At 35.9% G+C, this 12,046-nt stretch carries 15 protein-coding genes; 14 read left to right on the forward strand and 1 reads right to left on the reverse strand.

The genetic code is table 11. The features are described 5' to 3' along the window. Window positions 1-585: 585 nt before the first annotated feature. The gene (locus ADJ83_RS11075; RefSeq protein ID WP_031536499.1) at window positions 586-1,149 is read right to left on the reverse strand and encodes a recombinase family protein; all 564 of its coding nucleotides are present in this window, start codon (window positions 1,147-1,149) and stop codon (window positions 586-588) included. Window positions 1,150-1,500: 351 nt separating this feature from the next. Between ADJ83_RS11075 and ADJ83_RS11080 the strand changes: the two genes are divergently transcribed. From ADJ83_RS11080 to ADJ83_RS11145, 14 genes are all read left to right on the forward strand, one after another. After that, window positions 1,501-1,953 (forward strand): hypothetical protein, encoded by a 453-nt coding sequence (locus tag ADJ83_RS11080; RefSeq protein WP_031536498.1) that lies wholly within the window; start codon window positions 1,501-1,503, stop codon window positions 1,951-1,953. A gap of 746 nt (window positions 1,954-2,699) precedes the next feature. Continuing rightward, a complete protein-coding gene (locus tag ADJ83_RS11085; RefSeq protein WP_031536497.1) occupies window positions 2,700-2,930 on the forward strand; it encodes a helix-turn-helix transcriptional regulator in 231 nt (76 codons plus the stop codon). A gap of 248 nt (window positions 2,931-3,178) precedes the next feature. Beyond that, a complete protein-coding gene (locus ADJ83_RS11090; protein WP_031536496.1) occupies window positions 3,179-3,406 on the forward strand; it encodes a helix-turn-helix domain-containing protein in 228 nt (75 codons plus the stop codon). Between the two features lie 108 nt (window positions 3,407-3,514). Then, entirely contained in the window at window positions 3,515-4,054 is a 540-nt protein-coding gene (locus ADJ83_RS11095; protein ID WP_152910815.1) for a hypothetical protein, read from the forward strand. Next, window positions 4,051-4,287 (forward strand): hypothetical protein, encoded by a 237-nt coding sequence (locus tag ADJ83_RS11100; protein WP_031536494.1) that lies wholly within the window; start codon window positions 4,051-4,053, stop codon window positions 4,285-4,287. The genes ADJ83_RS11095 and ADJ83_RS11100 overlap by 4 nt, the downstream gene beginning before the upstream one ends. Continuing rightward, a complete protein-coding gene (locus ADJ83_RS11105) occupies window positions 4,284-4,676 on the forward strand; it encodes a hypothetical protein (RefSeq protein WP_031536493.1) in 393 nt (130 codons plus the stop codon). Before ADJ83_RS11100 ends, ADJ83_RS11105 begins: the two co-directional genes overlap by 4 nt. Window positions 4,677-4,764: 88 nt before the next feature. Beyond that, a complete protein-coding gene (locus ADJ83_RS11110) occupies window positions 4,765-5,118 on the forward strand; it encodes a hypothetical protein (RefSeq protein WP_031536492.1) in 354 nt (117 codons plus the stop codon). A gap of 1 nt (window position 5,119) precedes the next feature. After that, entirely contained in the window at window positions 5,120-5,536 is a 417-nt protein-coding gene (locus ADJ83_RS11115) for a phBC6A51 family helix-turn-helix protein (protein WP_031536491.1), read from the forward strand. A 1-nt stretch (window position 5,537) separates the two neighbouring features. Next, a complete protein-coding gene (locus tag ADJ83_RS11120; RefSeq protein WP_031536490.1) occupies window positions 5,538-5,774 on the forward strand; it encodes a hypothetical protein in 237 nt (78 codons plus the stop codon). A gap of 206 nt (window positions 5,775-5,980) precedes the next feature. Continuing rightward, the gene (locus ADJ83_RS11125; protein ID WP_031536489.1) at window positions 5,981-7,621 is read left to right on the forward strand and encodes a DUF6119 family protein; all 1,641 of its coding nucleotides are present in this window, start codon (window positions 5,981-5,983) and stop codon (window positions 7,619-7,621) included. 1,041 nt (window positions 7,622-8,662) lie between these two features. After that, window positions 8,663-8,974 carry a UPF0175 family protein gene (locus ADJ83_RS11135; RefSeq protein ID WP_031536487.1) on the forward strand — a complete coding sequence of 104 codons (312 nt, stop codon included), beginning with the start codon at window positions 8,663-8,665 and terminating at the stop codon, window positions 8,972-8,974. Further along, a complete protein-coding gene (locus ADJ83_RS26205; protein ID WP_031536486.1) occupies window positions 8,958-9,200 on the forward strand; it encodes a hypothetical protein in 243 nt (80 codons plus the stop codon). The genes ADJ83_RS11135 and ADJ83_RS26205 overlap by 17 nt, the downstream gene beginning before the upstream one ends. After that, window positions 9,184-9,453, forward strand: a complete 270-nt coding sequence (locus tag ADJ83_RS26210; RefSeq protein WP_202908298.1) for a DUF3368 domain-containing protein — start codon at window positions 9,184-9,186, stop codon at window positions 9,451-9,453. Before ADJ83_RS26205 ends, ADJ83_RS26210 begins: the two co-directional genes overlap by 17 nt. Before the next feature lie 521 nt (window positions 9,454-9,974). Next, window positions 9,975-11,654 carry an SWIM zinc finger family protein gene (locus ADJ83_RS11145; protein ID WP_031536484.1) on the forward strand — a complete coding sequence of 560 codons (1,680 nt, stop codon included), beginning with the start codon at window positions 9,975-9,977 and terminating at the stop codon, window positions 11,652-11,654. The last annotated feature ends 392 nt before the right edge of the window (window positions 11,655-12,046 follow it).

Genomic DNA, 12,046 nt, shown 5'->3' on the forward strand with positions numbered 1-12,046 from the left:
CGATTGACCTTTTCTTCGTCATAACAATAAATCTCACAAGTATCCTTCTTCTTCATTTTCTCACCTCATTCTCATTCAAATATTTACTTGAATGTATTATAACCCTTTTCTCAACTAATATTCAAGTGGTTACTTGAATGAATTAAATAAAGAATTGGAATCGCAATTCATTTAATTAAAGGAGAAAAACAATAACAGCAAATTAACCGAGTTAAACAAATGTATGGAGGGGGTTCATCGTGTAGCGTCCTTTTTTGGCGCTGCATTCCCTTCGAATGACGTTTAATAATAACAATCAAGTTTCGAATAGCTATCAAAGGGAAAAAAATATGCGGAAGGGGGCTCGTTTTTGGCGTTGTGGGCTTCGTTTTAGCTTCGAAGGGTTAGAAATAGGGGAACGTTCGAATTCGCTGAAATCGGCAGAATAACGCCGGAATTAACACTTCAAAAACCCGCTGGAAGCCCTTTTTACGTCCCAAAGCGTCCGAAAAATTCAACAAGCTAAACACGAACATTCCCAGCAACGACAAGGATTCGAAGGGCATGGCGATTTTATTCGATAAGACACACAAAAAAGACGACGATTTATTTCGCCGCCTTTACTTTATTCTTCGCCCTTATTAACGTTGATTTCGATATTCCCGTGGTTTCGCTAACTTCCTTGTATGAATGCCCTTCGTCCAACAATAAAAGGGCATGTTCGATTTGTTTCTTCGTGAATTTCTTCGGTCTTCCTTCTCGAAAGTCTTCCCGCTGCTTCGCTATTGCTTTGCCTTCTTGCGTCCTTGTTACAATCATATCCCTTTCGAATTCGGCGAATGAACTCATAACGTTGAAGATTAATCGTCCCGTTGGCGTATCTTCGACAATTCCCATATTCAAAACGTGTACCTTTACGCCACGATCGAATAGTTCTTTGATTGTTGTCATTGCGTCGATTGCCGACCTTGCAAAGCGGTCTAATTTCGTAATAACAAGCGTGTCACCTTGCGATAATACTTCAAGTAAAGATTCGAATTCTGGACGCTTCTTCGTTGTTCCCGTAAATTTCTCTTTATATATTTTGTCGCAACCTTCCGCTTCCAACGCTTGAAGTTGTGCTTCCAAGTCTTGGGCGATTGTTGAAACTCTTGCATATCCGTACTTCATTACAATTCCCCCTATTACTTTTGATACTAAGTTATGACACCGTTGGATACCTTAATTTTATTACGTTGTTAAATCGGTGTCAATACTTATAAGATATGAAACCATTTAGGTAGCTACAAAGCCCTATTAAATGAAGAACAATAAATAATATTTGCGTGTAAAAGTTCGGAAATATTCAACCCCTACCACCGCCCCACTACCCCCTTTTTTCAACGGAAGAAGGCGTTCAGAAAATATACGCAATAATTTCGAAAAGTACGGGCAGCAAACGGACAAGAAATGACACGCTTTTCACTGTTTGATAGAATCGAAATAGATAGATACATAATTTTACATAAGGGGGAATTCGATTTGCCTACGTGGATTCAATGGGTTAGTTTTGCGTTATCGGTTGTCGGTTCTATCTCGGGAATTTACGCTTTGATCCTCAACCATCAAAGAACTACAATCACAAAACGCAAAGAAAAGGAACGGCTTGAAGCAAAAAAGAAAGCGAAATTCTCGATTGAGCGAACCAAAGAAATGGGTTCAAAACGAATGCAAGACAAATTTATCATTCGTAATATTGGCGAAGCAGAAGCAAGGAACGTCAAAGTAGAATTTTACAATTACGATAGGAAAGGCGACGGTTCTAAACGATTAGTTACCCCACTTATGGACGTTATTCCTTCGACTATAAACGCAGGTCACACAATTAAAACTGTAATGATTATCGCTGGAAATACCGCACCGCCTTGGGAAGTCGTTATTACTTGGGACGACGATTTTAAAGAAGGAAATGTTATCGAAATTACTTTAAATTGACGACAAAAATTTGTTATAATATTGCCAACATCTTCAAGCAATCGTTCACCCCTAGCGGAAGAACGAAACCCGTCCTAAATTCTAACCTATGGGGCGGGTATTTTTTTTTGTTTATGAAGTTGAACATTGTCCCCGTATCGTTACAAACGTAGGTAGTGACAAAATTGTCATGACGTCACAAGCGGGGCGGACGGGTGCTGCCTATGCTTAAAATCGTCAAACAGTCGTTCAATATATTACAAAAATGTTACAAGTGTTACTTAAATGTTAAAATTTTGTGAACGACCTTGTTAACGATTCCGGCAGCTATATTAATTATTGAATAACGCTATAACGTTAGTATTACGTTAAGATTCAACGAATCTTCGATAACAATACTTCGAATCAAGTAAAAAGTCTTCATTCGTAACAATTAACATTGTTACTCATGAAGTCTTGCAAGCATAGCTTGCTTGGCTTTGGAACAAAGTGACAAAGACAATTAATAATAACGACAAAGATATTCGAGTTATAAAACGTTATATACGTTTATATCGCCAAGATTAACGATAATAACGAATTCATATTGTCGTATTAAATTACGAATAAGGCGATAAGACCAACGTTTCATATTAACATTCATTTTCGAATGATTCCCCTATATTGCGGCAACTTTGTTGATTTGCCGTTCTTATATTCCCGTCTTATTGGCGGGATTATTTTTTTGTCGTTTAAGTAGCAAATTTCTAGCGTTCGGGGGTGCGGTTATGGACGGTTATTTCGTTAGAATCTTACGGGTCAATCTTGGAATTAATCAAGAGGAATTCGGAATGGAAGTCGGCGTTTCACGTCAAGCAATATCCGCAATCGAATCGGGCAAATTGGCGATTTCAAAGCGATTGGAACAAAGGATTCTTTATCGCTTTAACATAACTGACGAAGAACTTCGGGCAATTGAAACCTTGAAACGGATACTTCACGGCATTGAAAAAAAATAAAAATTTTTTCAAAAAGATACTTGTCGGGAAGGCGTTTTGTTTACTTGTATTACAGGAAGGTTTGCCAGTCGCCTTTCTTGTTGCGTTAGTTGGGCTGGAAACACCTCTTTTGTAGTTTAACTAAGACGGGCTTTTCGTGTTGCATACGTTCAACTTCTTTAATTGGGACGCTGGAATAGCGTCTTTTATTTTTTGGTCTTTCAAGTTTACTAATATAACAATCACAATTTTATAGTGGGGGTCAATTCATGAGAAGCGATTTTCAACTTTACGGTAAAGCGTTAAAGATGATTCGTCTATCCAAAAACCTCAAGGCGGTCGAAGTTGCGAAAAATTTGAACGTCACAAAGCAATATATTTCAAACTGCGAAACTGGAAGGCGAAAACTTTCGGCAACAAAAACGAAGCAATTCCTTGAACTTGTTGGAATAAGCGAAGAACAGGCAAAGGCATTTGTTCAAATTATTGAAAATTAAACACATTGGGGGAATCGAAAAATGATACTATTTGAAAATGAGAAATTAACGAAGGTCAATGAACGTATCAAGGAACTTGAAGATAAGAAGGCAGCCGTTCAAAGCGAAATGAATGAGATCCTTGAAGCAATCGAAAAAACTATTGAATCATATGCACTCGGGGATGTTGACGAACAAGACGTTGAAAAAGCAAAGGAACTTCTTGAAGCGAAGAAAAATGAAATCAAGGAAATTGACGAACTAATCCAGCGGGTGAAAGCCGTTCGTAAATCTGTTGTTATGGATTCCGTTCCGTTGGTTCGTGAATGGCGACAAAAACAGGTCGAAACGGTTCAAGCCGAAGTAAATAAAGCGGTTCAAGAGGCGTTAAAAGCCCGTGAAATTTACGTCAAGTCATTAGCGAAGATTGGGCAAGCAGCGAAGAAAATAGACACAGCAAATGACGATTATAACGCTATAATGCGAGAACTTGGCGAAAGGGAAATACAAGGCGGCGTAAATATTCCGTCAATCTATCCCGAACAAATCATGATTGGATTGTACGGTTCAACAATCGAAGAATCAACGGCAATTGGTTTGTCGAAGGAAACGCAAGAAGCCGCAGTAAAGAAAGGAATCTTACCGTATTGGGTAGGTGATTCGAATTGATTAAAGGAAAAATGACGGCTTTTGAATACTTCGTGAAACAATTGGATTATCAAGTCAAAACGTTAGAAAAAATTCTTTCAATGAAAGGCGAAGGGAAATCCGCCGAAGAAATTTCCGAGTTTGTCGGCGTGACCCCTTCCGAAGTAAACAAAGCACGTCCGAAGCACCTTGAAATTGCATTGGAAAACCTAAACCGATATAAAAAACGAAATAACGGGGGTTATAAACTATGAAACTAAACGAATTTGACAATTTACGTTATGAAAAAGCCAAACGGCAGCCGCTTGACGATATTATTGACGGCTATAACAAGCGAAATCCTATTAAAGAAGAAACGCCTACCGACTCGGTCGAATATTTGCGGGAACAATATCGAAAAGACCCGTCTTCCTTGAATGGAATTCAACTTTTAATGTTAGGAATGGCGGAATTAAAGCGTAAAGAAGACGCCAAGCAAAAAGAACGTCAAAAGGCGGTCAATGACTATATGAAGCCTTATCATGAAGCGAAAAAGGAACAAGAAGAATATATTTCTACTCATAGCGAAGATTTCAAGCTGTTAGCGAAGCAAATGGCGGAACTACAAGCGGAATTTCAGCGGTTGAACGGCGGTGACAATTAAAAATGATTGTCGCCGTCTTTGTTTGTTACGCCTATTTTTTCGTCTTTTCGTGTAGAAATTGGCATTCTATCAAACGGGGGTGATCGGAATGCCTGGAAGTGAAGATTTACAACGTTGGGAAGAAACTGACAAACTACTTTCTAAATTAAGTATTATGCTTTACGGGATTGATACAACAAAATTAAATTGGAGGGAAGAACAGGCATTCATTGAAACGTGGGAAAAGCGTCGGCAACTTGAAGAAGAACTTGAACGAAGGAATCCGAAGCCAAAGCCCGTTCTTTCAAAAGCGGAAGAATTGGAACAACGTCGGGCAAATTTACTTTTGGCGAAGTTCGAAAAGGTACGAAGTAAAAAGCCTTTGAAGGAAACGACAAATGAAGAAATTCGGAAACAATTTCAAATATTACGTTCTATTGTTGCAGCGTTAGGAGGTGAATAATTTGGATATTTTCGAAGGTTTAACTGAACTTGAGGCCAAGATTGTTGTTGAACTTGCCAATAGAAACAGCAGAACTTACGAAGAAATTGCCGCCGCTTGCGGAATAAGTGAACGTCAATTGTATCGCTATCGTCAAAAGCAGCATATCAAGCAGGCAGTTCGTGAACTAGCGATTCAAGAACTAGAATCCGAGATTCCCGATATTATGCAAGCGTTAAAAAGGAATATCAAGAAGGGCGATTTCCGTTCGATTGAATTGGCGGTCAAAATGCTTGGTCTTCTTGTTGAACGCCGTGAAATTAATCAAACAACAACAATCAATAACCAGCGTCTTTTAGAAATGAGTGACGAAGATATCAACGAAGAATTACAAGCGATTGAACGGGAACTAAAAGTAATAAATGGCGGTGCAGAATAAAATGCATCACTTTTTTGATATTACAGAACAGATAACGAACGGAATTGATTTCGAAGTTCACGCAACAAGGGGCGAACATTGGGACGAAAGTATTTGGAATGAATTCGAATCACGAAAGGAAAAGGCGGCGGCTATGCTTCGGAATGATATGCCGAACAATATTTTCAAGATAGCACAAATCGTAAAATTGCCCGTTATGATTGTTCGTGAAATGGAATCCCAATATATTTCGAAATAGAAAGTCCAATGAAAGGCGTATTGAATAAAAAATATCGAAAAGTGACTTCCTTTTAAGAGGTCGTCACTTTGTTTTGATTTTTGATAATATTTATGAAAATATTAATATTCAAATAAATAAATAAAGTATTTGTAATAGTATTGTAAAAAATTTGAAGATTTATGGTATTATATGTTTATCTTCTAAATAACTTGGGGCGAATTATAATGAGAGATATAAAACATAAATTTGCGATTTATAAAATTAAAGACATAATTGCTTGTATAAAATCTTTAAAGGATAAAGGGTTTGAAGAAGTAACCTGTAAAGATCCAAACTTTAAACTTTTTATGGCTAAAAAGGTAAACAAAGCAAAATGGGAAAGAATTCTTACTCAAGTAGCGGAAGACCCCAAAAACATAGATGCATCAAACGAAACTTCTTCTTTTGTTTTATTAAGGACTATTGAAGAAAATACATATGCGTTTACCGGGGGAATCGGTTATTACGTAATACAAAATTCAATCTTTACTGATTTCGGCTTAGACCTTATGAGTAAAATAATTGAACCAAATCGTATTAAGTATATAAAGCAGAAGCCTTTAGCTGGAAAAACGGTACAGGAAGAAAGTGTCTACAAGGAGTATTATAATTATGAGTTTGATACTACTAATTGGGGGAAGATTTCTAAAGAAATTCTTGGAGAAATCAATGATACTGATTTAAAAGATGAATTGGGGATTGAAATTACCGGAAAGTTTAAGATTCGTTTGCAAGGGAAGTCTTCTTTTACAATAAATCGTGCATTAACTTTAGACCAACTTGATATAGTACTTGTAAGTTTAGATGAAATATCCAAAAGGGAAGATAAGTTCCGTTTATATAAAGGATTTTCCGAGGTCAAGAACAAGGAAGACTTAACGAAATTATGGGCAAAATTAAATAATAACCTAATTATGTTATATAAAGGATATAGAGAAAAAATATACGATTCCCTTGAATCAAATATAATTATTTCCTATTCAGATGTAAGGGAATTTATCCTAACTGATTATTATGTAATTACATATAAATCAAATGTGATTAGACTGACTGATATAAACTTAGAAGCAATTTTTGACTTCTTAATGGATATAGGTATCGAGGAGTTTGACGAAAGGCTTTTAAATCAAATAACTATTACTGGTCAAGATAGTGACGGTGGAATTAAATATACAGATAAGCTTAAAGTCTTTTTGATGGTTGATACTGTTGATAATGACAAAAATTATTGTTTAATAGACCAAAAATGGTTTGAAGTAAGTAAAGATTTAATTGAAATCGCCAATGAGCAAGTAGCGGAAATTTTAGATAACTATATTGTAGAAGGGTTCGATTTACACAAATGGAATCACTCGAATGAAAAGTTGGAAACTGAAGATTCTTATATCGAAAAAGTATGCGGGACAAAAGACCTCGTACAAATGCATAGAGATCATATCTATATCAGAGGTCAAGATAAAGCGGAAGCGTGTGATATAGTAGATTTTAGAACAGAAAATAGTTTGTTTATATTTGTAAAAAGAGGCTTGGGGACTTCTTTACGGGAATTATTTGCCCAAGCGAGAAATTCAATGGAATTGTATTATAAAGATCAGAAATTTCGATTAAGTGCTTTAGAAAAAATTAAAGGTAAAACCCAGGAGAATTTCGATGAAAATAACATAGGGGTAATCCTTGCATTCACAGACCATATTTTGAAACGAGACAATGTATTGCTTGTGAAAAAAATAAGCACTATTGTAAAGTTAGACATGATTCAAACATTTAGTTTTTTAGAAAATATGGGTATAAAAAATATTATGTTATTTGAAATTTCACACTCATAACAGTAAAATCATCGTGATTAAGGGACGTTCTACGTGGGACGTCTTTTTTGTAGTTGAAGAAAACTTTGCTACGAAAAATCTCGGCTAAATAAGGCATAAAATAGGTGTAGGAGAATCACATTATAAACCAATTATCTTCGGGACAGTGTATGTTGCTGTTCGATTTTGGTTTATGTGTTGACATAAACGGCGCTAATCGTTTAATATTGCATTATAATTGATTCGCACGACAAACGTTCAACGTTTTATAAGTGCAAAATACGAATAATATGAACTAATACGAATAGTGTGACGTCCTTCACGCTTCAAATTAACGATATATCAACGGAAAGGGGTTCGTTCCTCTTTCGAAATTAACCGCTGCACGACTCAAAATCGTGTTCCTTCTGGAGTGTCGGTTCGACCCCGACCACCGGTATCTCCAAGTAAAAGCGAGTTAATTTAAGAAACGATAAAACACTCACAAATGTTGATATATCAATGTTTGTGGGTGTTTTTTGTTTTGTGGGAAGACGGCTGACTAAGGTAGGTTTTTAAATCATTTTACACAAATTTTACACAAGAAAAATTAGTAATGCTTAATAGCGTATGGGTTTTACGAAGGTGATAAAATATAATTAGGTAAGGTTTGAATAACTATTAATGGGCAGTTTTATGAGTGAAAAGTAGGAAACAAGGCCATTTCTGCAAAGGATGTGGGGTTTTTCTGTCTAATGAAAAATTTAGCGGTAGAGGTCACCGTGAACATCTTTGTAAAGAGTGTAAAAAAGCAGGTATAGTAAGAAATACTAAGTCAAATTCCAATTATGATCGGGATTTTCATCGTCTATCTAATATAGATAGTATTTTAGTCCAAGCTGAAATCCGACCTGAAATACAATTCGGAGATGTTATTTCAACTAAATGGGTCTTATTTTGAACATGGTTAATTGTTTTTTTTGTAACTTTATGACTTTTACGAATAGATTTCTTCTGTTAGTATTCATTAATTGTTATAATGTAATGATAGAAGGAGTTCAAGGGAGGAATGTACCATTGGCTATGGATGAATCAAAAGCAAAAGTTGGAATTAATCCTGAATTCATACCTTTTCTAAAAGGGGCACATGTAAATTCAATTGATGAAGATGTTAATATATCACTAGCCTTGTATTTGTTTACTGCGAGAAAAATAACACTTGCACGAGCAGCTGAACTGGGTGGTAAAAGCATATCAGATTTTATTCAAATCTTAATTAATCATAATATTCATTGGGCAGAGTATACAGAGGAACATAAAAAGCAAGATGATGAAACGATTGATTTTATTCTAAAAGAAGATGGTAAAGGAAAACAAGATGAAAGCGATTTGTAATACTAGTCCTATTATTGGGCTATCTATCATTGGTCGTCTTGATCTTCTGTGGGAACTGTTTGATATCTATATTCCACAAGAAGTTTATAATGAAGTTGTGAAACAAGGTAGTGAACAAGCAATCGGGAAACAAGAATTAAGAGATGCTGTGGCTAAGGGGTTAATAAAAGTCCATGAAGTAAAAGATCAAGGTTTTGTAGTAAAGTCTTATGGACGTTTGCATTAAAGGAGAGCTAGAAGTAATCGTTGGAGCCAAGGAACTAGGTGTGAGTATTGTTATTATTGATGAAAAGTCTGCAAGGAATTTTGCTGAAACATTAATGCTAAAACCATTAGGTCTTTTTGGTATTTTAAAACTTGCGAAACAAAAAGAAATGATTAATGAAATTAAACCACTGATAGAATTGTTAGTTTCGAAAAAGTTTCGGATATCCGAAAAGCTAATTAGCCAGTTACTAATGGAAGTTGGAGAAAATTAAATGGTCATCACACAGAAATGTCAGCAGCATATAATTTACTGGTGAAATTCAAATAACTGTTATCATGGTCCAGCTAAAGTTAACTGGGCTTATTTTGTTGTAAATATAAATTCAGGAAGTTAAGTTTGTGAACAGTTACGCTTAGAGTAACCAATTATTATAATAAGACTATTACAAAGCGACTTAGAACTTCTATCTACTTATAAAAAAGTAACATAACCTGGCCGCAAAGTAATGTGAGTTACTTATTTCTTGCAAGTATTAAATTAGCCACCAGCACCGCGAATAACTGATGCTGACGTCGATGTTCGTGCATCGGAACCTTCATATATCATAAACCACAATGATCTTAACTTCAAATAAGCCTGTAAATTTTCATAGGTATCAATTGTCTTTTCTCATCTCTTCCCACGGTTCCTTAATTACATGGGTACTTTGGTGCCTGTGAACTCTTTAATGATAAACGATGATTCAAAGAGTTTGAAAAAAACGAAATAAATCTTCACTAGGGGTGTAATGAGATGCATTTATCAAATTTTGAAAATTACTTTCAGGAGCATATTCTTGGGCGTGGCCTGGATTATTATCACAGTAAATTGATTACTAGTCTTGAAACAGATGATGGACATCATTACGTCGCAAGCGTCGACGGTACGGAAATGTATAATGTACATGTGGTTATAAGTGAGAATGAGGATGTTACTGAAATTTCGTGCGACTGTCCTTACGACTACGATCAATTATGCAAACATATGGCAGCAGTCCTTTTTGCTATTCGCGAGCAGAAGGGTGTTCCTATACCAGGGGAAATAAAGCAGGACTTGCCCTCACTGCTACAAAGTCTAGATAAAGAGGAACTTATACGTATCCTTCTTGAAATCGCGGATGAACGCCCGGATATTGAAAAAAGGCTATTATTTATCTATTCAAAAAGTGAAAATGAACTTTTATCGAGTGATCGATTAATTAAAGAATATATACGTCGAGCTAGTAGAAAGGGCTATATCGAATGGAATCAGGTTGATTACGCCCTTGAGGGGGCTGATATGGTCTTGGAAAAAGCCCGAACGAAAGCGGATGAAGGAAATTACAAAACAGCTGTTTTATTAGGAATAACCGTCTTAGCGAATGCGGTTGAAATGTTAGAATACGCAGATGATTCAAGTGGTTCAATTGGAATGGTCATATCTTGGAGTATTGAAACGATTGATCGGGCTATTTGTGAGGGAATAGATGAATTCCCATTACATGAAAAAGCAGAGCTTTTTGAGACGCTGATTAAAGAAGCTATGAACGAAAGATATGACGATTGGTGTGAGTGGCGTATTGATTTATTAAGGGTATGTGTGCACTTTTGTGCAGCAGAGGAATTGCGCAGAACATTAGAAGAACGGTTATCAAGAATGATGAAAACCGTATCTACAGATTCTTGGCGTTCGAGTTATGAAATAATTGAATTGAAAAAACTTCAGCTAAAGATAATTGAAAATTTTGATGAGGATGAAAAAGCGGAACGATTTATTGAAGAAAATATTGTTCACCCCTATTTTCGTGAACAGGCAATTACAAAAGCAATGCAAAAAGGAGAATATAACAAAGCCATTCAGCTTGCATTAGATGGGGAAAGAGAGGCAGCAAACCAGTGGAATGGATCTGTTAAAAAGTTTAAAGAATATCGTTATCAAGCGTATAAACTGATGGGTGACATTGATAAACAAAAAAGACTAGCACTAGAGTTTTTACAACACGACGATTTTAACTATTATGCAGAATTAAAAGGACTTTACTCACCGGATGAATGGCAAGTAAAATTAAAAAATATAATTGCCTGGTTCCAAAGCCAAAAGAATCGTTCTTACACATACCTTTCTATTATAAAAGAAGAAAATTTAACGGAGCATATTCTTGAATATTGTAAAGCCAAGGCATCCACGATCACAGAACTTTATCCCTATTTAGAAGAAAGATACCCTGATGAGGTGAACAATCTTTTTATTGAATATATCCGAAAGGAAGCAGAAGCTGCTTCTAATCGGAAGCAATATCAAAGCGTTGCTTCCATAATAAAACAATATAGAAAGGCTTGTAGTCTAGGACAGCCAACTGACATCATTGATGAGCTAAAACTAAAAAATAAAAGGCGTCCGGCATTTATAGATGAACTGGAAAAAGTGAGTTTCGCTTTTGCTAGAAAAAGATAATCTGTTTGAACAATGCTGCAATAGTGAATAAAGATTTGAGGTTATTAGTAATGGGGAAGAAGAAGGAAAATAAGAACAAGAATTTGGGACCGCGGCGCAAACGAATGAATCGAAAAGGCAGTCTGCAGAGTGCCAAGGGACAATCATACTTATTTCTCCCTCATCTACTTTATCAACTATGTTCCTGAATGAATATGCTTAATAGCGTATTGGTTTTACGAAGGTGATAAAATATTAAGTAGGTAAGGTTTGAATAACTATTAATGGGGAGTTTTATGAGTGAGAAGTAAGAAACGAGGCCATTTCTGCAAAGGATGTGGGGACTTTCTGCCTAATGAAAAATTTAGTGGTAGAGGTCACCGTGAACATCTTTGTAAAGAGTGTAAAAAAGC

It is taken from the genome of Bacillus sp. 522_BSPC (genome assembly GCF_001076885.1).
In the GTDB taxonomy this organism is placed as follows: Bacteria; Bacillota; Bacilli; order Bacillales; family Cytobacillaceae; genus Niallia; species Niallia hominis.